Genomic DNA, 21024 nt, shown 5'->3' on the forward strand with positions numbered 1-21024 from the left:
CGCGACGTGCATCAGCTGGGGAAACACGCAGGGGGCGTGCAGCCCGGGGTCGTAGGGTTAGAGGCGTGAGTAACCCCGTTATCCGCCCGCGACGCCTGCGTACCACCCCCGCGCTTCGTCGCCTGGCCAGTGAAATCCGCGTCCACCCCGCCGAGCTCGTTCTTCCCATGTTCGTGCGGGAAGGCAGCGCGGCCATGCCTATCCAGTCCATGCCCGGCGTCGTTCAGCACAGCGTCGACAGTGCCCGCCGCGCGGTTGTTGCGGCCGCCGAGGCGGGCATCGGTGGGGTGATGCTGTTCGGAGTGCCCGAGGTGCGCGATGCCACCGGAACGGGAGCAACCGATCCGAACGGAATTCTCAACGTGGCCACGCGAGCTCTCGTCGAGGAGATCGGCGACACCCTCGTCGTACAGACCGACCTCTGTCTGGATGAGTTCACTGACCATGGACACTGCGGTGTGCTTGCCGAGGATGGTCGCGTGGACAACGACGCCACCCTGCTGCGTTACAGCGAGATGGCCCTCGCCCAGGCCTCGGCCGGCTCAGCCCTCCTCGGCCTGAGCGGCATGATGGACGGCCAGGTTGCCGCCGTGCGCTCCACCCTGGATGCGGCCGGTTTCGAAGACACCGCAGTGCTCGCCTACTCGGCCAAGTACGCATCGGCCTACTACGGCCCGTTTCGGGAAGCCGTCGCCTCCACCCTGGTGGGGAACCGTCGCACGTACCAGCTCGACCCGGCCAACCGCCGCGAGGGCGTGCGTGAAGCCCAGATCGACATCGATGAGGGCGCCGATATCGTGATGGTCAAACCGGCCGGAAGTTATCTCGACGTTCTGGCCGAGGTCGCCGCCATGAGCTCGGTCCCCGTCTGGGCTTATCAAGTCTCGGGTGAATACGCCATGATCGAAGCCGCTGCCGCCCAAGGGTGGATCGACCGGCGCCGCGCCGTCGAAGAATCTGTTTTGAGTATCCGTCGGGCCGGTGCTGATGCCGTGCTCACCTACTGGGCTGTAGAGCTCGCTACCTGGCTGAATGAGGAACGCGCATGACCAACAATGATGAACTCTTCGAGCGTGCCCAGCGGTCCATCCCCGGTGGTGTGAACTCGCCCGTGCGAGCTTTTCGCTCCGTGGGTGGCACCCCGCTCTTTCTCGTCAAGGCACTCGGTGCATACGTCACCGATGCCGACGGTCGCGACTATGTCGACCTAGTGAGCTCGTGGGGTCCCGCCATTCTGGGCCACGCTCATCCGGATGTCGTGAAGGCGGTTCAGGACGCCGCCGAGCTCGGACTCTCCTTCGGAGCATCGACTCCGGCCGAGACCGAACTCGCTGAGCTCGTGAAAGGGCGAGTGGGCGCGATCGAAAAGTTGCGCCTTGTGTCCACCGGCACGGAAGCCACCATGACGGCTATTCGTCTGGCGCGTGGATTCACCGGCCGTGATCTGCTGATTAAGTTTGCGGGTCACTACCACGGACACTCGGATGGACTGCTGGCCGAGGCCGGTTCCGGTTTGGCCACCCTTGCCCTGCCGGGTTCCGCCGGGGTCACGGCAGCCACCGCTGCGCAGACGCTTGTGCTGCCCTACAACGATTTGGACGCCGTCCGCGCCGCCTTCGAGGCGCACCCCGGTCGCATTGCGGCCCTCATCACCGAGGCTGCCGCCGCCAACATGGGCGTCGTGGCCCCGGACCCGGGATTCAACGTGGGCCTCGCCGCCATCGTGCACGAGCACGGTGCCCTGCTCATCTTTGATGAGGTGCTCACCGGTTTCCGCGTGGCTCCGGGCGGCTACTGGGGCCTGGAAAACGCCACAGACGACCGCTACAAGCCCGACCTGCTCACTTTCGGCAAGATCATTGGCGGTGGGCTCCCCGTAGCCGCGCTCGGTGGTCGTGCCGACGTGATGGACTACCTGGCTCCTCTCGGCCCGGTGTATCAGGCCGGAACGCTCTCGGGTAACCCGGTGGCCGTTGCTGCCGGAATCGCCACCCTCAAGGCAGTGGATGCTGCGGTGTACGAACACATTGACGCCACATCACTGCTCTTGTCCGAAGCGGTCTCTGCAGCACTGTCGGCGGAGGGCGTTGCCCACCGGGTGCAGCGAGCCGGAAACCTGTTCAGCTTCGTGTTCGGTGCGGAGGCCGCCGCCCAGGCACCGCGGACCTACGCCGAGGTTTTGCGCCAGGAAGCATTTCGCTATGCACCGTTCTTTCACGCGATGCTCGATGGCGGAGTGTCACTGCCGCCGTCGGTGTTCGAGGCCTGGTTCGTGTCCAACGCGCACGACGAGACGGCCATCGGTCGCATTTTCGACGCGCTCCCCGCGGCGGCGCGCGCGGCGGCTGCAGCCACCGTCTAGGGCAGCTGATGTGGCACCGACAACGAACCGTTCGAGGTGCCCGCAGCAACCAATTGTGGGTGTCGGCACAACGGATGCCGTCCGAACCGGCAGACTAGAGTCATGGCTTCACTGAGTGTTCACCCCGATCGGCTTGAGATCCACCTCACCCGCACCGAGAGAACGTTAGCGGTGCGGCGGGAGTCGATCGTGGTGAGCCGGGAGAGCATTCGCTCGGTGATCATTGCGGAGGATCCGTGGATCTGGCTGCGCGGCATCCGCTCACCCGGCACGTTCATTCCGCTCGTTCTGGCGGCAGGTACCTGGAAGTTTCACGGCGGTAAGGACTTCGTGTCCATCAAGAGGCAGCGTCAAGCCGTGGTGATCGACCTGGTGGACGAAGAATTCTCGCGCCTCATCCTCACGAGCCAGCACGCACCCGACCTGATCGCCTCGCTCAAGCTCGACCCCAAGTAGCCTCGCGCGCCGCCGCACCCGCGGTGAGTGCTCCCCGCACTCAGGTGAAGAGCGCGACGATGAACAGGACGAAGCTGATGAGGGGCAGGGTGCCCTGAACGACCGCGGCCCGAGTGTAGCTCGGACCGGAGGTGCGCAGCACGATCGCGGCAAGCACCATGCAGGCCGTCGTGAACAGAATCAGGGTCACGCCGGGGATCCACAGACCCCCGAAGTACAGGCCCAGACCAAAGACAGCGCCGAAACCGAGGAACAGGTTGTAGAAGCCCTGGTTGTACGCCATGGGCTTGATGGTGTTGGCGGCGGCCTGATTTTTCACACCGAAGCGCTTCCACACCTCCGGCCGGGCCCACCAGAAACTCTCCATGAAAAAGATGTACCCGTGCAACAGTGCAGCGAGGGCAACGAAGAACGCAGCAATATAGGCCATGGCCTCAGCCTAGAGGGCTGGGTCATGGCCTATATTTCGGCGGTAGGTCCACAGCGAACTTTACGGCGTGAGCGTCGCGTTGGCGGTCTCGAGTCGGTAACCCGCGCCCCGGTGCTCGGCCGGCAGTCGGTCTCCGCGACCGTGCAGCTTGTTACGCAGGCTGCCCTCCGTGTAACCCTCCGGGTAGGCGCCGCGCTTGCGCAGCTCGGGAATGACGAATTCGATCACGTCTTCAAAGGTTCCGGGCGTGATGGCGTACGCGAGGTTGAAGCCGTCCACGTCGGTGTCGGCCACCCAGTCCTGCAGGTGGTCGGCCACCTCGACGCCGGAACCCACAACGATGGGTCCGAGGCCGCCAATGGCACCCTGGCGGGCAATGTCGCGCACGGTCCACTCCTTGCCTTCGCCCCCGGCGCCCTGCACATTGGCCACGGCAGACTGAATGGCGTTGCTCTTCACGTTGCCGATCGGCTCATCGAGGTCGTAGGTGGACAGATCGATGCCCATCCAGCCCGACATGAAGACCAGTGCACCCTCCTCGCTCGCGTAGGTGAGGTACTCCTGGTATTTCGCCTGAGCTTTCTCGGGTGTCTCATCGGTGATGATGGTGAGCAGCGTGTAGATCTTGGCGGAGTAGCGGTCTCGGCCCTGAGCCTCGAGGGCATCACGAATCTTCTTAACCGTCGCCTTGAGCTGCGGTTTCGTGGACGCCGCCACAAAAATCGCCTCAGCATTCTCGGCCGCAAACTTGATGCCGCGCGGCGACGCTCCCGCCTGGTAAATGACGGGACTGCGCTGCGTGGACGGTTCGGCCAGGTGAATTCCGGGCACCGTGAAGTGCTTGCCCGCGTGCCCAATCTCGTGCACCTTCGTTGGGTCAGTGAACACACCTGCCTCGCGGTCGCGCACAACCGCGTCGTCCTCCCACGAGCCCTCCCACAGCTTGTAGAGAACCTCCAGGTACTCGTCGGCCACGTCATAGCGGTCATCGTGCTCAAGCTGGTCGTCGTGACCCATGTTGCGCGCGGCTGAGGGGAGGTAGCCGGTGACGACGTTCCAGCCGACGCGACCGTTAGTGAGGTGGTCGAGCGTGGACATGCGCCGAGCAAAGGGGTACGGGTGCTCGTAGGACGTTCCGGCCGTGACGCCGAAGCCGAGGTTTTCGGTGACGCTGGCCATGGCCGAGATGAGCAGAATGGGGTCGCCCACCGGAACCTGCGCGCCGTGGCGGATGGCCGCTTCGTTGCTGCCGCCGTAGACGTCATAGGTTCCGAGCACGTCGGCGATGAAGATACCGTCAAAGCTTCCCGCCTCGAGCAGTTTGGCGAGGTCGGTCCAGTACCGGAGGTCCTTGTATCGCCAGCCCTGATCATCCGGGTGGCGCCAGAGGCCGGCTGACTGGTGGGCGACACAGTTCATGTCGAAGGCGTTGAAGCGAATCTCTCGGGTCATGACCCCATGCTGCACTGTGCCGGCGCACACTGCACGCGGCAGTGCAACAAACCGTTACACGCGAGGCAGCGCTTATGGCTGCTGCAGAAAGTCTTCGAGACCCACCAGAAGGCGCTCTATCTCGCCGGCTGTGGTGTACGCCGCGAGGCCGATGCGTAGACCCCCCGCGTCACCGAGCCCGAGTACTCTGCTCGCTTCGAGCGCATAAAATGATCCGGCCGGCGCGAGAACCTTGCGCTCGATGAGAAACAGTGACGCGTCGGCCGCGGAATGGTTTGCAAAGGTGATCAACAGCGTTGGCGTGCGGTTGGCCGCTCGAGAGTGGATGGTCACACCCGGCAACTCCGCCAGGCCCGATTCCAGCCGCGCGCGAAGCGCCGCCTCATGCTCTTCGAGGGCCGCAAAGGATGCCAGCAGCTGCTCGCGACGCGAGGGTGCGGCGGCACCCGCTGCGGCGGCATCCGCTCCCGCCGGCACGAGGGCGGCGAGAAAATCAATCGCTGCCGTGACGCCGACCATCGTCTCGTAGGGCAGGGTGCCGAACTCGAATCGCTCGGGACTGGCATCCGTTGACGCCACCAGCTTGTCGGGGTGCAGGGTTTCGAGGAGTTCGGGAGCGGCGGCGAGCACACCGCAGTGCGGGCCGAGAAACTTGTATGCCGAACACACATAGAAATCGGCTCCGAGGGTCTGCACGTCCACGCTCGCGTGCGGAGTGTTATGAACCCCGTCCACCCAGAGGAGCGCGTCCACCGCATGCACGAGAGCAGCAATGGCGGTGATGGGTGGGCGAGTGCCGATGAGGTTACTCGCGGCGGTGACGGCCACCAGGCGGGTCTTCGACGTGAGAACGGCCGCGACCATGGCGGCGGTGAGCTCACCCGTAGCGGGATCGAAGTCCACCCAGCGCACGGTGGCACCAACGCGTTCGGCGGCCTGAACCCAGGGGCTGATGTTCGCGTCGTGGTCGAGTCGGGTGACCACAATCTCGTCGCCGGGCCCCCAGTGCTGGGACAGATGGTGAGAGAAGTCATAGGTAAGAGCAGTGGCGCTGCGCCCGTAGATGATTCCGCGGGGATCCGCACCGAGCAGGTCTGCGCAGGCCTGGCGAAAACCCTGCACGGCGGCCTCGGCGTTGCGCTCCGGCAGGCTCCGAGTGCCGCGGATGGTGAGCGGTCGGGTGAGGGTGAGGGCGATGGCCGCACCAACCTGACGCGGCGTTTGCGTGCCGCCGGGCCCATCGAAATGGGCCAGACCCGCGGTGAGGGCAGGAAAGTGGGATCGGATGGCAATCGCGTTGTAGGTCACCCCTGAATCCAATCACAGGAACCGGTCCCACCATTTTTTCGAATGTGGCGCTGCGCCGATGAACCGCCGCTTAGGCGTTCACGAGACAGGAGGGAACGGCGAGAGCCACGCACTCCTCGCAGACCACAAGCTGCTCGCGACACAAGAAATCACGGCAATTGAGCATGTGGCGCGTGGGATCACCGCACTCCTGACACCGCCCAAGCACCGCGGTGTGATCACTGAAGTTCACCGCCATGCGCTGATCGAACACGTAGAGCGACCCGTCCCACAGGCCATCATCGCCGAAGGCCTCACCGTAGCGGGCAATGCCGCCCTCCAACTGGTACACCTCGCCGAACCCGCGCGACTTCATGAGACCACTCAACACCTCACAGCGGATGCCGCCGGTGCAGTAGGTCACCACCGGCTTGCCCTTGAGGTGGTCATACTTGCCACTGTCGAGCTCGGCGACGAACTCTCGGGTGTCCACCACATCGGGAATCACCGCGTTGCGAAAACGACCAATCTCCGCCTCGAAGGCGTTGCGCCCATCGAAGAACACCACGTCGTCACCGCGCTCGGCCACGAGTTGGTGCAGAGCCACGGGATCGAGTCTGGTTCCGCCGCCGATCACGCCCGAGGCATCCACTCGGAGCTCGCCCGGAGCGCCAAAGCTCACGATCTCGTCGCGTACTTTCACGACAAGTCGGGGAAAATCGAGGCTGAGGCCAGACTCGTCGACGCCCGTACCCTCGCTCCACTTAAAGTCAATGTGCCGGAAGGCGGGGTAGTCGCGTGTTTTGCGAATGTAGCGCTTCAGGATGGGAAGGTCGCCGCCAAGGGTGCCGTTGAGGCCATCTTTCGACACAATAATGCGTCCACGCAGCCCCAGGCTCTCGCACAGATCGCGCTGCCAGAGCCGCACGGCATCGGGGTCGGCGAGGGGCGTGAAGGCGTAGTAGAGGAGGATCTTCGGAATGGCCACCCGTTATTTTAGCCGCTGGTTGTCAGCCGACGTGTGGTCTACCCCCGTAGGCTTCGGGCAATACTTGGAGGCAACATGACTATCGACCCACTCGCACGATTCGGCGAAGTGCCGCAGTTCACGCTCACGAGCACCGACATGACGGATGCCGCGCCCCTGTTCGCCCCGCAGTACGGAGCCGCCTCGGGCGGCGAGGACCACTCTCCAGAACTCACCTGGACCGGTTTCCCGCCCGAGACGAAGAGCTTTGCCGTCACGATGTATGACCCGGATGCCCCCACGGGTAGTGGTTTCTGGCACTGGGCGATTTATAACCTGCCGGTGTCCGTGACCTCCCTCGCCGCTGGTGCGGGTGCAGCGGCCAGTCCGCTGTTGCCGCCCGAGGCGCGCACGCTGCCCAATGAGACCAGGCAGCGCTCTTTCGTGGGCGCTGGACCGCCTCCCGGAACCGGTACGCATCGCTACCAGTTCATCGTGCATGCCCTCGACGTGGAGTCGCTCGAGCTGGACCCGGAGTCAACCCCGGCCGTGCTCGGTTTCAACGCTCATTTTCATGTTCTGGGCCGCGCAGTGCTCGAGGCCACGGGCGTCGCAGGTGGAGCTGACCCGCAGTAACACGCGTACGTGAGTCGCGGTGTTTTCGGCGCCGGGCCGTTCGGTGTTATCTCGGTTCGCTGTATTGCCGTTTGTCCCCTGAATGGGGGGCTTACAGGCTCTGTGGGGGTGATTCCCAGCGCCCCCACACAAACGCGAGGCAACCTCAGTGAGTGCGACAGTTCCGTAATTCTGCGAAGGAAACCGGTCTCTCCCGGGTTCCGGTCTGGGTGTGGCGGGCTCTCATGCTGCGCCTGCCCGAAAACGGTGCCACCCTCTTGCAGGCCAAATCCATCGACACGGTGGAGTACCACCTCGACATCGATTACGCCGGAGACGGTGCGCGGGATCACCGTCTCGATGTGCTGGTACCGCGAGATGCAGCCGAGTCCCTCCCCGTCTACGTGTACTTTCACGGTGGCGGCTGGACGTCGGGAGACAAATCTCCGCTGACGAAATACTGTGCCAGTCAGGCTGCCGAGGGCATGATTGTGGTCAATGCCAACTACCGCATGGCCACGCGCTTTCAGCTGTCCCACATGATGCAGGACGGCAATGACGTGTTGGACTGGGTTGCCCGCAACATCAGTGACTTCGGCCGCGACCCGACCCGTATTGTGCTCGGTGGAGACTCCGCCGGTGGTCACATCGCAGCGCTTCTCACCGCCTCAACTTTTGAACCCGAACTCGCCGCGCACTACAACATCAGCCCCCGGGTGGACCGCACCAATCTGCTTGGGTTGGTTCAGCACTGCAGCATCGCCGATTTTTCGGTGATGTTTGAGCGTGGCTTCGTCCTGAGCCTCAACTTCTTGCGCATGCTCTTGCCGGAGCGGGGTCGAGGCCTTCATCTGCGCACGGCGGCGCGGTTCATGTCGCCCATCGAGTGGCTCGATGGTGGTTTTCCACCGGTGTTCATCACCACCTCTGAGCGAGATTACTTCTATCGCGCGAACCTCAACTTCATCGCGGCGCTACGCAGTAAATCCATCCGCGTTGACACCATGATCTACGGGCGAAATCAAGTGAACACCCGGCATACCTGGCAGCAGCATTCCCGCCACCCCGAGTCGCAGGAAGTGTATAAACGGCTGGGCGAGTTCGTGCGCCGCGTGGCGCCGCGTTCCGAGGCCGCCCTCCCCGTCGGTGCCGTCGCCGTCACTCCCGCAGCGGTGTAGCGCAGCCCTCGGAGACCGGCAGGGGTGTCGCACACGACGCTCCGCCGTGATCAGTTGCTAACCGGTGAATAACGACATGGCGCCTCCTCCGGCGGCTCCGACCAACACCACGGCCCACGCGGGGATCCTCCACACGATGAGCAATACGAAGCAGATGACCGCCAGAACGAACGGTCCGGCGGCGGTGATCGCGGTGGTGAAGACCGGGTCGTAGAGTGCGGCGGCGAGAAGGCCCACCACGGCCGCGTTTGCGCCGCGCATGAGTGCCTGGGCCGAGGCGCGCGAGCGGAGTACGTTCCAGAACGGAAGTACCCCGGTGAGAAGAAGGAAACCGGGGAGGAACACTCCAGTGAGGGCGATTGCTGCGCCCACAACCCCGCCGGGCCCGACCGTCGATAGCGTGCCCAGATACGCGGCGAAAGTGAACAGGGCCCCGGGAACAGCCTGCGCTGCGCCGTAGCCGGCGAGAAACTGGTCCGGGCTCACCCAGCCGGTGTCAACAACACCGGCCTGCAACAACGGCAGGACCACGTGGCCGCCGCCGAAGACCAGGGCTCCTGCCCGGTAGAACGCGTCGAACGGCTGCAGGCCTCCCCACTGTGTCGCGGCCGCGGCGACCGGGAGTGCGACGAGCAGCCCCACGAACACGGCGAGGCAGGTGATGCCGGCTGCGCGCGTAACGGGGAAGCGCACCATGGCCATAGCCGGATTGACTGAGTCACGGCAGAGGAGCAGCCCGGCGATTGCACCGAGAACGATGGCGCCAATCTGCCCGATTGTTCCCGGCAGAAGAAGAGCGCAAGCGGCAGCGAGCACGGCGATGGATGCTCGGACCCGGTCCGGGGTGAGAACGCGGGCCATTCCCCACACCGCTTGGGCGACGATAGCGACAGCGACGATCTTGAGGCCGGCGAGGATTCCTCCGCCGATGACACCCTGGAACAGTGGTGCTCCGTAGGCGAACGCGACCATCAGGGCCGCCGACGGCAGGGTGAAGGCAAGAAAAGCGGCGATCGCACCGACCGGCCCGGCGCGAAGCAGTCCCAGCCCAAAACCAACCTGGCTGGACGCTGGCCCGGGGAGAAATTGGCTCAGCGCGACCAGGTCACTGTATTCCGTGTCGCCCAGCCATTTTCGGCGCTGGATCACCTCGTCCCGAAAGTAGCCCAGGTGTGCGATGGGGCCACCGAACGAGCTCACGCCAAGCTTCAGAAAAACCCGGAGGACCTCCCACGCCGCACCCTGCCTGACGAGCGGCGGGGCAGTTGCGCCATCGGTCATTCGTCGGTTCCCTTCCCGGCCGATAACCGATAACCGTGACGTGCCACCTCATCGGGCAGCCAATCCGTGACCATAAGTCAACGATATCGAATCCGGATAGCGGAATTTGATAGCCACGTGAACAGCACGTGAACCCCGCTGCGCTGTCATCGACGCTGCTCGCGAGGGTGGTGCCACGGCATAAAAAATCGGTAAAAATCTGTGCAGTATTTTCAGGGTTCCGCGGGTAGATTTCTACTGTGAAGTTTCACGATATTCGTGTGCATCGAAGCGACGAGAACCTGCCCCGCGGGGAGCAGCTCGCCTGGAAAATGGCGCAGGTCGCCACCGATCCGGTTCCCATCACGCCCGAGGTCACCGAGATGGTGATCAATCGCATCATCGACAACGCCGCCGTGGCCGCCGCCTCGCTCGTTCGTGATCCCGTGGTGGCCGCTCGCGCGCAGGCGCTGAGCCACCCGCGCTCCACGGGCGGTGATGGGGCCAACATTTTCGGAACGGATGCCGCCATCCGCGTCTCCCCGGAATGGGCCGCTTGGGCCAACGGTGTGGCCGTTCGTGAGTTGGACTTTCACGACACCTTCCTCGCTGCCGAATACTCGCACCCCGGAGACAATATTCCGCCCATTCTGGCCGTGGCCCAGCATCTGGCCGCCACCCGCGGGCTTAACGGTCACGATCTCCTCCGCGGCATCGTTACCGGCTACGAGATTCAAATTGACCTCGTGAAGGCCATCAATTTACACGAGCACAAGATCGACCATGTTGCCCACCTGGGACCATCGGTCGCTGCCGGCATTGGAACACTGTTGGGCCTCGGCGAGGAGTGCATTTTTCACGCTATCGGGCAGGCACTCCACACCACCACGAGCACCCGGCAGTCCCGCAAGGGTGAGATCTCCAGCTGGAAGGCTTATGCCCCGGCGTTTGCGGGAAAACTGGCGATCGAGGCCATCGATCGAGCGATGCGCGGACAGACCAGCCCCACTCCCATCTATGAGGGTGAAGATGGCGTCATCGCCTGGCTGCTTGACGGACCCGGCCACACCTACTCCGTGGGGCTTCCCGAACCGGGCGAGGCCAAACTCGCCATCCTCGACAGCTACACCAAGGAATACTCCGCGGAGTATCAGGCGCAGGCCTGGATCGATCTGGCGGGGCGGTTGCACCGCGAACACCCGGAGCTGAACCCCACCTCCGACGCCGAGCCGGGCGGCACAACGCCGCAGATCGCGTCGATTGTGCTGTACACCTCCCATCACACCCACGTCGTGATCGGGTCGGGAGCCCACGATCCGCAGAAATCCAACCCCGACGCCAGCCGCGAAACCCTCGACCACTCCATCAGCTATATCTTTGCCGTCGCGCTCCAAGACGGCCACTTTGACCACGTGGAGTCCTACCGTTCGCAGCGAACTCACCGGCCCGACACTGTGGATCTCTGGCACCGGATCACCACGGTCGAAGAGGCGGAGTGGACGCGCCGATACCATTCAAGCGACCTGCAGGAGAAGGCGTTTGGTGGCCGGGTGGTGATCACCCTCACCGACGGTCGCACAATCACCGATGAGATCGCGGTCGCCGACGCGCATCCGCTCGGGGCTCGTCCGTTTGGCCGTGAGCAGTATCTGGCCAAGTTCCGCAGCCTCGCGGAGCCCGCACTTGAAAACGATGAGATCGAGCGGTTTTTGGAGACGGTCCAGCGCCTCCCCAACCTCAGCGGACCCGAGCTGCGCGGACTCACCGTCACGGCCCGGCGTGGGCTCGTGCACCCGGCAACCGACCCCAAGGGCCTGTTTTAGCCTCGTCGTCCACCCGTCGAAGGAAGCAGTATGAGCAACTCAGAGACCGCAGAGCCGCACATTTTCAAGGGGCTGGCCGGGGTTCCCGTGGATGTCACGGCCATCTCCATGGTCAACTCCGACACGAACTCCCTGCTCTATCGCGGCTACCCGGTGCAGCAGCTCGCGGCACGTTGCAGTGTGGAGCAGGTGGCGTTGCTGCTCTGGGATGGCGAGTTGCCGAGCGCCGAACGGCTCACCGCTTTTCAGGTGGAGGAACGGTCGAACCGGGCACTTGCAGACAGTGTGCGACGTGCCATTGACGACCTGCCCGTGACGACGCATCCGATGGATGTCTGTCGCACCGCCGTGAGCATCATCGGGGCCAACGACCCGGATGCCGAATCCAACGACCCGCAACACAACAACCGTAAGGCGCGGCATCTGTTTGCACAGCTGCCGGCGATCGTGGCCTACGACCAGCGCCGTCGGCATGGACTGCCGCTCGTGGAGCCGCGGAGTGACCTGAACTACACCGAGAATTTTCTGTACATGACGCTGGGGGAGCTGCCGGTGCCCGAGGTTGTCGACGCCTTTCGCATTTCCCTCGTGCTCTATGCCGAGCACTCGTTCAACGCCTCCACCTTCACGGCCCGGGTGATCACGTCCACCCTCTCCGATATGTACTCGGCGGTGACCGGTGCGATCGGCGCACTCAAGGGCGCGCTGCATGGCGGCGCCAATGAGGCCGTGATGTACACGTTTGACGAGATTGGCACCCCCGATCGCGTGGACGCCTGGCTCGACGATGCGCTGGCCCACAAGCGCAAGATCATGGGCTTCGGCCACCGCGTGTATAAAAACGGGGATTCCCGGGTGCCCACAATGCGGGCGGCAATGGTGTCGATGCTTGAGCGCTTTCATCGCCCCGATCTGCTCGAGATATCTACCCGACTCGAGGCGGGGATGAAGGAACGCACGGGGATCCTGCCGAACGTGGACTATCCCACGGGGCCCGCCTATCACGTGATGGGTTTTGATACCGCAACCTTCACGCCCATCTTCGTGACGGCCCGGGTGATCGGCTGGACCGCCCACATCATGGAGCAAACGGCCTCGAACGCCCTGATCCGGCCGCTGTCGGTGTACGTCGGGGCTCCCGAGCGTGAGGTTCCCCTGTCTGCGGAGGTGAGCCAGGTGACCAAGGTGACCAAGGTCACCGAATAGCTGGTGTCGCCGATAGCATCGCAGAATGCATATGTTCTTCCGCACGCTCCTGCACGCCCTCCTGTCGCGCTTCGGCCCCAGAATCGGCCACTACGACGTGGCTCGCACTCGCTTCGTGACGTCACCGACCGACCTCGACATTCTGCGGCACATGAACAACGGCGTCTACCTCTCCATCATGGACGTCGCCCGCTTCGACATGCTGCATCGCACCGGAGTGTGGAAGATCTTCGTGCAACGCGGCTGGTATCCGGTGGTGGTGGCGGAAACCATCAGTTTTCGCAAGTCACTCACCGTGGGACAGCGATTTACGGTGGAGTCGCGCATTCTCGGCTTTGACGCAAAGGCCGTCTACGTGGAGCAGCGCTTTGTCCGGCCCGATGCGGCAGGGGCGCCCGAGATCTACGCTCACGGGTTCATTCGTGGCCGCTTTCTGAAGCGCACCGGTGGGGTCGTTCCCATCGAGGAACTGCTGGATGCCGTGGGCATGGCTCCCGAGAACGTCACCGTGCCGGCCTGGTTGCTGGAGTGGAGCGACGACGTGGCTATGCCGGCCACCCGCGCTCCCGCTCCCAGCATCTGGCAGTAGGTGCCGTCGCGCTCAGGATGCTGCTGGTGCTTGCTCTGAAGCGGTACTGACGGGACGCTTCGGAACAACGAGATCGCGGTACTGCGTGGCCAGCGCCGGATAGTAGGCATCCCATTGGCGGAAGGGTTTCCCGGTTCGGTAGGCGACGAGCCGGTCGAGATAGTAATCCCAGCCCGGCCCCACGGTGGCGACCTCAGCCGCAGTGCGCAGTCGCTGCCCCAGCGTCACCGTGGTCATGCCGTTGCCCTCCACGAGATGAAACAGAGCGTGCCAGGCATCGTCATCTTCTCCGAAGTCGCCGCAGAAGCGGTGCGGAGCGTCGCACTCGAGGATGGTCACATACTGCCACGTCGAATCCGGGTCGGACGACATGCGAAACTTGACAGCCCCGGTGCTGGGCGAACCCGTGTATGTGCCGATCCATTTGGCTAACTCGGCAGGTTTAGTCATGCTGGCCCAGACATCTTCAATGGGGGCGCTGAACAGCCGATCGATCATGAAGTAGAGGCCGTCATCGCGGTAAGCGAGGCGTCCGGTGGGCTTGACTGTCATGGTTTCCTCCGCGCTGAGTGACACTCGATTCCCTCCACAGGCTAGGCCTGTTTGCGGATTCTGGCCACTGTCTCACCGCGCCAGCCCCCACGATGTCACCGGGAGTTTAGACGCGGTCCATATCCACCCCCTAGACAGGTGAGACAGCACGGTTCTTCCCAGACCCAGGAGACACTCATGATCGCATTCAAGCGCCCGCGTCACCACGTTCGTCCCCTCGTTCCCCGCACCGCACTGGCTCTCGGCCTTGCACTGGCGCTGGCCTGCGGACTCGCTGTTCCCGCGGCATCCGCTGCCGTGGTTGATGCGCCGATTTCCTCCTCGAGCGACGGCGCAGCAATCACCATGACGGCGCTCGGCAGCTACGACACCGGTGTCTTCGATGAATCGGCCGCTGAGATTGTGACGTACTTTGGTGGGCGCCTTTTCGTGGTGAACGCCGCTCAGGGCGCCATTGATGTGCTCGACATCGAAGACCCCACGGCTCCCAGCAAGCTCTACTCTCTGGGCTCGGAGAGCGCCCCCATCAGTGGCGGCGGGGTCGTTCCGGCGGGCGCCACGGCCAACTCGGTCGCTGTGCGCGGGGATGGTCTCGGAGTGATGGCGATCGAATCTCCCACCAAGACGGATGCCGGCTGGCTCGTCTTCTTTGATGCCAACGCCGCCGCGGCATCCGTGCTCGGTGCTGTAGAGGTGGGGGCCCTGCCGGATATGGTGAGCATCTCACCCGACGGTACCTATGCCGTGTCGGCGAATGAGGGCGAACCAAACGACGACTTTACGGTGGACCCCGAGGGATCGGTGTCCATCGTGACGCTGCCCAGCGATGTCTCGGCCCCGGCACAGTCCGTTGTGCGCACGGCTAACTTCAACGCCTTTGAAGTTGGTGGAACCAAGACGCTCGGAGCCGACGTGCGGGTGTTCGGACCGGACCTCGGAGGTAACCGGGTCTCGACCAACCTCGAGCCCGAGTATGTGGCCATCGACCCGAACAGCCTCGTGGCCTACGTTGTGCTGCAGGAAGCCAATGCTGTGGCCGAGGTTGACCTCGTCACCGCCGACATCACCGCGGTGCGCTCGCTGGGATTCCAAGACCACGGCATCGCCGGCCAGGGCATTGACGCGTCTGACCGCGACCCGGAAGACGCCCCCACGGTGAACATTCGCACCTTCGCCGGACTCAAAGGCATGTATATGCCCGACGGGATCAACGCCTACACCGCCAACGACTCCACCTATCTGGTCACCGCCAACGAGGGAGATGCCCGCGAGTGGGGCGACTACGTGGAGGGCGCCCGAGTGAAAGACCTCGGCACCGACGGGCTGCTGCCCCTGTGCGAGGACAGCCCGCTCGCAGCTCTCACCGGAGACGCCGACCTGGGGCGATTGACCATCACCACGGAGACCGGGCTCAATGATGCCGGCACCTGTTACGACGAGCTCTACTCCTTCGGTTCTCGTTCATTCTCTATTTGGAATACAGACGGAACGCAGGCCTTTGACTCCGGTGACGACTTCGAACGCATCACCGCCGCTGCCAACCCCGCCTTCTTCAACTCGAACCACAGCGAGTCCAACCTCGAAGGACGCAGTGACGACAAGGGTCCCGAGCCCGAGAACCTCGCCATTGGCGACGTCAATGGGCGCACCTACGCCTTCATCGGACTGGAGCGGGTGGGCGGCATCATGGTCTACGACATCGAGAACCCCGAGGTGGCTGTGTTTGAGACCTACATCAACAATCGCGACTTTTCGGTGTCGATGGAAGCGTCGGTCGACGCCGGTACGGGTGTCGCCGACCTGCCCGCCGCCGGAGACCTCGGCCCCGAGGGCGTGGCGTTCATCGCCGCGAGTGACTCGGCCAGTGGTGTTCCGATGCTCGCCGTCGGCAACGAGGTCTCCGGTACCACGACACTCTTTGCCATCGGCTCCGACGCCGCGGCGGTGGGCGTTGACGGCGAACCCAGTACCGCGGGCAGTGGCACCGCGCCGGTTCTTGCGGCCACGGGTAGCGAGCTGGCTCCGGCCGGTCTCCTCGCCACCATGCTGCTGCTGGCCGGCGCCGTCATGGCGTTCCTGTTCCGCCGCCGCACGGTGTAGTCAGGTGGGATTGGGCGCAGCCACGAGGGCAACGGCACGCACCAGCGCGTCGCGCACGGCCAGTACACCGGGGCGACCGGAGCTGGAGCGCCGGGCCGCGGAGAACACCGTGCGGGACGGCAACCCGGGAAGATCCAGAAGGTGGACCGTGGGGGACTGACCGGCCCAGAGGAGGTCGGGAAGAATGCCCACAGCGTTGCCGGACTCAATGAGATGGATGTGGGCAATGAGGTCGGCGCTCTCAAAACGAACATCGGGTTCGAACCCGGCCGCACGGCACAGTTGGGTCGCCCACTGCCGGCTCGCGGTTCCGGCGGGCTCCATCACCCAGGGGAGCATGGCCGCGTCTTCGAGGCTCCCCACGACCACACGACCGTCGCGAGGGCGCGGAACCGCCAGCCGCAGCGCATCCGTTGCCAGGTTGATGCGGTCAAGGTCGGCGCGGTGTGCGCGGGTGTACCCGGGATACTGCTCCGCCAGAACCAGATCAAAATCCCGCGCGGAGACGGCAAAGAGACCGGCGTCAGGCTCACGCTCGGTGACCTCCACCCGCAACCCCGCAAACTCCTCACTGAGAATGGTGAGAGCCGGCGGAATGATCGCGTGCGCTGCGGACTGGAAGACCGCCACCCGCACGGTGCCCGACACCGTGGTGCGTGAGGCGGTGAGGTCGGCCTCCGCGGCTTCGAGCCGTTCAAGGAGATACTCGGTATGCTCCACCAGAATCTCGGCCTGCGGAGTGAGTTTCACTCGTCGGCCCACCCGCTGCAGAAGCTCAACACCGGCTTCCTTTTCGAGCAGAGCCAGCTGCTGCGACACGGCAGACGGGCTGTAGGCGAGAGCCTCGGCGACGCCGGCGAGGGTGCCCCGAATTTTCACTTCGCGCAGTAAACGAAGGCGCCGAACGTCGAGCATTCGCCCTCCTCAGGGGTCCCGATGCAATTGATCACTAATTCTAATGAATACCGGTCAGAAAGAGTCGCTTTCTTGGTGCTGGCGCCACGGCGCCGCTGGGGCACACTGGGGAGATACCGAGCCACCAAAGTGAACGAGAGACTAAAATCGTGACCATGACGAACCCCTTCATCCCCCGCGTCGACAAGGACCTCAGCGCGGAGGTGATTGTTCTCGTACAGAAGTGGCTCGCCGAGAGTGCCACCATCCCGGAAGATGCCGCGGCCGAGCGACTGGCCGGGGTGCTGAAGGATCCGAACGGACTCGACTTCACCGTGGGCTTTGTGGACAACGTGATGCGCCCCGAAGACAAGATGGTTGCCGGCTACAGCCTGCAGCAGGTCGCGAAGAAAGCTCCGGCGTTTTTGCCTTGGTACATGCGCGGCGCCATCGGCGTGGGCGGAATCCTCGGACCCGTGCTCCCCTGGGTTGTCATTCCGGCTGCCCGTAAGGTACTGCGCCAGATGGTCGGTCACCTTGTCGTTGACGCGACCCCCGACAAGCTCGGACCCGCGATCGCGCACCTGAAGGAATCGGGGAATCGCCTCAACATCAACCTGCTCGGTGAGGCCGTTCTCGGCGAAGACGAGGCACTGCGCCGCCTGGAGGCCACCAAGGAGCTCCTCGCCCGCGATGACGTGGACTACGTCTCCATCAAGGTCTCCTCCATTGCCAGCCAGCTGTCCATGTGGGCCTTCGACGAATCCGTCACCCGCATTGTGGAACGCCTCACCCCGGTCTATGAGCTCGCAGCCACAGCGGGTTCGCCCAAGTTCATCAACCTCGACATGGAGGAGTACCGCGACCTCGACCTCACCATCGCGGTCTTCGAGCGCCTTCTCGACCAGCCACAGCTGGCCAACCTCGAGGCCGGCATCGTGCTCCAGGCCTACCTCCCCGATGCACTGAACGCACTGCAGGGACTCACGCACTGGGCGCAGGCTCGTCGCGCCGCCGGAGGCGCGCCCATCAAGGTTCGCCTGGTGAAGGGCGCCAACCTCGCCATGGAGCACGTTGACTCGGCCCTGCACGACTGGCCGCTCGCCACCTACTCCACCAAGCAGGACAGCGACACCAACTACAAGCGAGTTCTCAACTGGGCCCTCACCCCCCAGAACACCGACGCCGTAAAGATCGGCGTTGCCGGGCACAACCTCTTCGACGTGGCCTGGGCGCATCTGCTCAGCAAGCAGCGCGGCGTGGACGACCGGGTGGAGTTCGAAATGCTGCTCGGGATGGCCACCGGCCAGGCCTCTGCAGTGCGCAAGGACGTGGGCCGTCTGCTCCTCTACACGCCCGTCGTGAAGCCGTCCGAATTCGACGTGGCCATCAGCTACCTGATTCGCCGCCTCGAAGAGAACGCCAGCCAAGAGAATTTCATGTCGGCCGTGTTCGAACTCACCAGCACCCCCGCCCTGCTCGAGCGGGAGAAGAAGCGCTTCCTCGCGTCCCTGAACGCCGTCGACGACATCGTTCCCACCCCCAACCGCACACAGAACCGCGTGGAGGTGTCCCAGCTCGAGGCGGTGCCCACGAGCGAGACGGATGCCGACGCATCCGCTTTCGATGAGGCCGACGGTAATCTCACGGCCGCGCTGCTCGGCATGACGCGCGGATCCACCGGACTCTCGGGTTTTCACAACGAAGCGGACACCGACCCCTCGTTGCCGGCAAACCGAGCGTGGGCTCGCCGCATTCTGGGCCGGCTCGAGACGTCAACCCTCGGAATTGACACCATTGCCGGTGCGCGCATCGACGACGTGCCCACCCTGAACAAGGTGATTGAGCGAGCTGTGGCCGCCAGCGTGGCCTGGGGCCAGAAGACCGGCGCTGAGCGCGCCGTTGTGCTCCACCGCGCCGGCCTTGCCCTGGCAGCAAACCGCGACCGCCTGATTGAGGTCATGGCGGCCGAGACCGGCAAAACTATTGCCGAGGGTGACCCGGAGGTGAGTGAAGCCATTGACTTCGCCCACTTCTACGCCGAGCGCGCCAAGGACCTGGATCACGTGCAGGGTGCCACCTTCGTGCCGTCGAAGCTCATTGTGGTCACCTCGCCGTGGAACTTCCCCGTGGCCATTGCCGCCGGTGGAATGCTCGCAGCGCTCGCCAGCGGTGCGGCCGTGATCGCCAAGCCGGCCAAGCTCGCCCAGCGTTCCGGCGCCATTGTGGTCGAGGCGCTGTGGGAGGCGGGCGTTCCGCGCGACCTGCTGGCCCTCGTGGACCTCAAGGACCACTCGCTTGGAACCGAGCTGATCGGGCATCCCGACGTGGACCGCGTGATTCTCACCGGCGGTTACGAGACCGCCGAGTTGTTCCGTTCCATGCGCACCGACCTGCCGCTTCTCGGCGAAACGAGTGGCAAGAACGCCATCATCGTGACGCCGTCAGCCGACCTTGACCTGGCCGCCGCCGATGTGATCAAGAGCGCGTTCGGGCACGCCGGTCAGAAGTGCTCCGCTGCGAGCCTCGTGATTCTGGTGGGATCGGTGGCCAAGTCCGAACGTTTCGAACGCCAGCTCATCGATGCTGCTCGTTCACTGCGCGTGGGGATGCCCAGCGACCCGGTCAACACCATGGGCCCGATCATTCAGCCGGCCGAGGACAAGCTGCTGCACGCCCTCACCACCCTCGGCGCCGAGGAGAGCTGGCTCGTGGAACCGCACCAGCTGGACGAAGAGGGTCGACTCTGGACCCCCGGAATTCGCACCGGTGTCGCCCCCGGCTCGTACTTCCACCTCACCGAGTTTTTCGGCCCGGTGCTCGGCGTCATGCACGCTAAGACGCTGGACGAGGCCATCCGCTTCCAGAACGCTGTGGACTACGGTCTGACCAGCGGTCTGCACTCGCTTGATTCCGACGAGCTCACCGAGTGGCTCGACACCGTCGAAGCCGGCAACCTTTACGTGAACCGTGGCATCACGGGCGCGATTGTGCAGCGTCAGCCCTTCGGTGGCTGGAAGCGCTCGGCCGTGGGACCCGGCACCAAGGCCGGCGGACCGAACTACCTCTTCGGTCTCGGCAGCTGGGTGAGCAACCCCGGTCGCAACAGCTCCACACTGCACCTGCGCGGGCTTGAGCCGCGCGTGACCGAGATCATTGAAGCGTCGCAGCCGTTCCTCGACTACGCCGACTTCGATGTGCTGCGCCGCTCCAGCCTGAGCGACGCCCTGGCCTGGCGTGAAGAGTTCAACGTGGTGCGTGATGCCTCGAACCTCAAGGTGGAGCGCAACCTGTTCCGCTACCGCGCCCTGCCCGTGACCGTGCGCCTCACCGAGGACGGCACGCTCTCGAACCTGCTGCGCGTGATCGCGGCAGCCACCCTGTCGCGCTCGAAGTTCACCGTGTCGAGCGCCCTGCCGGTTCCGGCGGGGGTGCGTGCGGTTCTCGAACAGCGTGAGGTTCCGGTCACTGTCGAAAGTGACGACGAGTGGTTGGCCCGTGCGGCGGCCGGCGGCATCACCACAACACGCGTGCGTCTCGTGGGAGCCGACCCGATGCATGGTGCAGCGGAGGCGGCATCCGCTTTGGCGACAGCACTGGGTGGCAGTCCCGACATTGCCGTGTATGCGCACCCGGTGACGCAGGCCGGTCGTGTTGAGGTGCTTCCGTTCCTTCGCGAGCAGGCGATTTCGATCACCGCACACCGCTTCGGTAACCCGAGTACGCTCTCGGACGACGTGATTTAAGGTGCAGACGGGAATCGTCGGGAGGCATCAGCTCCCGACGATTCGTACCGTGGCGGGCGCTCTCGCCGAGCTGTCAGCCGCAGGAGCGTAAAGTAAGCGAAGTACTG

17 protein-coding genes are annotated in these 21024 nt (G+C 64.4%); 10 read left to right on the forward strand and 7 right to left on the reverse strand.

All coding sequences use genetic code 11. The annotated features are described in order from the left end of the window. Window positions 1–65 precede the first annotated feature (65 nt). The 3 genes from hemB (at window position 66) to H4V99_RS01395 (ending at window position 2818) form a co-directional block, all read left to right on the forward strand. Entirely contained in the window at window positions 66–1049 is a 984-nt protein-coding gene (gene hemB / locus H4V99_RS01385) for a porphobilinogen synthase (RefSeq protein WP_280674866.1), read from the forward strand. Continuing rightward, window positions 1046–2362, forward strand: coding sequence for a glutamate-1-semialdehyde 2,1-aminomutase (gene hemL / locus H4V99_RS01390; RefSeq protein WP_280674868.1), 1317 nt, complete (start codon window positions 1046–1048; stop codon window positions 2360–2362). Before hemB ends, hemL begins: the two co-directional genes overlap by 4 nt. Window positions 2363–2464: 102 nt before the next feature. Further along, window positions 2465–2818 (forward strand): hypothetical protein, encoded by a 354-nt coding sequence (locus tag H4V99_RS01395; protein WP_280674870.1) that lies wholly within the window; start codon window positions 2465–2467, stop codon window positions 2816–2818. A 40-nt stretch (window positions 2819–2858) separates the two neighbouring features. Here the strand turns inward: H4V99_RS01395 and H4V99_RS01400 are convergent, their stop codons facing one another. The 4 genes from H4V99_RS01400 to H4V99_RS01415 form a co-directional block, all read right to left on the reverse strand. Further along, the gene (locus H4V99_RS01400; RefSeq protein ID WP_280674872.1) at window positions 2859–3248 is read right to left on the reverse strand and encodes a DUF1304 domain-containing protein; all 390 of its coding nucleotides are present in this window, start codon (window positions 3246–3248) and stop codon (window positions 2859–2861) included. 60 nt (window positions 3249–3308) lie between these two features. Next, a complete protein-coding gene (locus H4V99_RS01405; RefSeq protein WP_280674874.1) occupies window positions 3309–4700 on the reverse strand; it encodes an LLM class flavin-dependent oxidoreductase in 1392 nt (463 codons plus the stop codon). A gap of 72 nt (window positions 4701–4772) precedes the next feature. Beyond that, window positions 4773–6008 carry a cysteine desulfurase-like protein gene (locus H4V99_RS01410; protein ID WP_280674876.1) on the reverse strand — a complete coding sequence of 412 codons (1236 nt, stop codon included), beginning with the start codon at window positions 6006–6008 and terminating at the stop codon, window positions 4773–4775. 70 nt (window positions 6009–6078) lie between these two features. Then, window positions 6079–6975 carry a rhodanese-related sulfurtransferase gene (locus H4V99_RS01415; protein WP_280674878.1) on the reverse strand — a complete coding sequence of 299 codons (897 nt, stop codon included), beginning with the start codon at window positions 6973–6975 and terminating at the stop codon, window positions 6079–6081. Window positions 6976–7050: 75 nt separating this feature from the next. Between H4V99_RS01415 and H4V99_RS01420 the strand changes: the two genes are divergently transcribed. Beyond that, window positions 7051–7590 (forward strand): YbhB/YbcL family Raf kinase inhibitor-like protein, encoded by a 540-nt coding sequence (locus tag H4V99_RS01420; protein ID WP_280674880.1) that lies wholly within the window; start codon window positions 7051–7053, stop codon window positions 7588–7590. Between the two features lie 152 nt (window positions 7591–7742). After that, on the forward strand, window positions 7743–8747 hold the full coding sequence (locus H4V99_RS01425; protein WP_280674882.1) for an alpha/beta hydrolase: 1005 nt from the start codon (window positions 7743–7745) through the stop codon (window positions 8745–8747). Between the two features lie 57 nt (window positions 8748–8804). Here H4V99_RS01425 and chrA read toward each other — a convergent pair whose 3' ends face one another. Continuing rightward, window positions 8805–10028 carry a chromate efflux transporter gene (gene chrA, locus H4V99_RS01430; RefSeq protein ID WP_280674884.1) on the reverse strand — a complete coding sequence of 408 codons (1224 nt, stop codon included), beginning with the start codon at window positions 10026–10028 and terminating at the stop codon, window positions 8805–8807. A 239-nt stretch (window positions 10029–10267) separates the two neighbouring features. Here chrA and H4V99_RS01435 point away from each other — a divergent pair, with 239 nt between their 5' ends. The 3 genes from H4V99_RS01435 to H4V99_RS01445 are packed head-to-tail and all read left to right on the forward strand — an operon-like array spanning window position 10268 to window position 13625. Continuing rightward, on the forward strand, window positions 10268–11830 hold the full coding sequence (locus H4V99_RS01435; protein WP_280674886.1) for an MmgE/PrpD family protein: 1563 nt from the start codon (window positions 10268–10270) through the stop codon (window positions 11828–11830). 30 nt (window positions 11831–11860) lie between these two features. Beyond that, window positions 11861–13036: a bifunctional 2-methylcitrate synthase/citrate synthase gene (locus H4V99_RS01440; RefSeq protein WP_280674888.1), complete on the forward strand. Its 1176-nt coding sequence runs from the start codon at window positions 11861–11863 to the stop codon at window positions 13034–13036. 25 nt (window positions 13037–13061) lie between these two features. Then, a complete protein-coding gene (locus tag H4V99_RS01445; RefSeq protein WP_280674889.1) occupies window positions 13062–13625 on the forward strand; it encodes an acyl-CoA thioesterase in 564 nt (187 codons plus the stop codon). Window positions 13626–13637: 12 nt separating this feature from the next. Here H4V99_RS01445 and H4V99_RS01450 read toward each other — a convergent pair whose 3' ends face one another. After that, a complete protein-coding gene (locus tag H4V99_RS01450) occupies window positions 13638–14177 on the reverse strand; it encodes an SRPBCC domain-containing protein (RefSeq protein ID WP_280674891.1) in 540 nt (179 codons plus the stop codon). Window positions 14178–14354: 177 nt separating this feature from the next. Here H4V99_RS01450 and H4V99_RS01455 point away from each other — a divergent pair, with 177 nt between their 5' ends. Further along, entirely contained in the window at window positions 14355–16277 is a 1923-nt protein-coding gene (locus H4V99_RS01455) for a choice-of-anchor I family protein (protein ID WP_280674893.1), read from the forward strand. On the opposite strand, the gene H4V99_RS01460 is transcribed toward H4V99_RS01455, so the two are convergent. After that, window positions 16278–17192 carry a LysR family transcriptional regulator gene (locus tag H4V99_RS01460; RefSeq protein WP_280674895.1) on the reverse strand — a complete coding sequence of 305 codons (915 nt, stop codon included), beginning with the start codon at window positions 17190–17192 and terminating at the stop codon, window positions 16278–16280. 155 nt (window positions 17193–17347) lie between these two features. On the opposite strand from H4V99_RS01460, the gene H4V99_RS01465 reads away from it, so the two are divergent. Then, window positions 17348–20917 carry a bifunctional proline dehydrogenase/L-glutamate gamma-semialdehyde dehydrogenase gene (locus tag H4V99_RS01465; protein ID WP_280674897.1) on the forward strand — a complete coding sequence of 1190 codons (3570 nt, stop codon included), beginning with the start codon at window positions 17348–17350 and terminating at the stop codon, window positions 20915–20917. Window positions 20918–21024 lie beyond the last annotated feature (107 nt).

The sequence above is a fragment of the Cryobacterium sp. CG_9.6 genome (genome assembly GCF_029893365.1).
In the GTDB taxonomy this organism is placed as follows: domain Bacteria; phylum Actinomycetota; class Actinomycetes; order Actinomycetales; family Microbacteriaceae; genus Cryobacterium.

Bases quoted from the DNA above. Each gene is read 5' to 3' on its own strand.
- H4V99_RS01420 (WP_280674880.1), top strand. From the start codon at position 7,051: ATGACTATCGACCCACTCGCACGATTCGGCGAAGTGCCGCAGTTCACG.
- H4V99_RS01400 (WP_280674872.1), bottom strand. From the start codon at position 3,248: ATGGCCTATATTGCTGCGTTCTTCGTTGCCCTCGCTGCACTGTTGCAC.
- H4V99_RS01460 (WP_280674895.1), bottom strand. From the start codon at position 17,192: ATGCTCGACGTTCGGCGCCTTCGTTTACTGCGCGAAGTGAAAATTCGG.
- chrA (WP_280674884.1), bottom strand. From the start codon at position 10,028: ATGACCGATGGCGCAACTGCCCCGCCGCTCGTCAGGCAGGGTGCGGCG.
- hemL (WP_280674868.1), top strand. From the start codon at position 1,046: ATGACCAACAATGATGAACTCTTCGAGCGTGCCCAGCGGTCCATCCCC.
- H4V99_RS01405 (WP_280674874.1), bottom strand. From the start codon at position 4,700: ATGACCCGAGAGATTCGCTTCAACGCCTTCGACATGAACTGTGTCGCC.
- H4V99_RS01450 (WP_280674891.1), bottom strand. From the start codon at position 14,177: ATGACAGTCAAGCCCACCGGACGCCTCGCTTACCGCGATGACGGCCTC.
- H4V99_RS01455 (WP_280674893.1), top strand. From the start codon at position 14,355: ATGATCGCATTCAAGCGCCCGCGTCACCACGTTCGTCCCCTCGTTCCC.
- H4V99_RS01465 (WP_280674897.1), top strand. From the start codon at position 17,348: ATGACGAACCCCTTCATCCCCCGCGTCGACAAGGACCTCAGCGCGGAG.
- H4V99_RS01440 (WP_280674888.1), top strand. From the start codon at position 11,861: ATGAGCAACTCAGAGACCGCAGAGCCGCACATTTTCAAGGGGCTGGCC.
- H4V99_RS01395 (WP_280674870.1), top strand. From the start codon at position 2,465: ATGGCTTCACTGAGTGTTCACCCCGATCGGCTTGAGATCCACCTCACC.
- H4V99_RS01445 (WP_280674889.1), top strand. From the start codon at position 13,062: ATGCATATGTTCTTCCGCACGCTCCTGCACGCCCTCCTGTCGCGCTTC.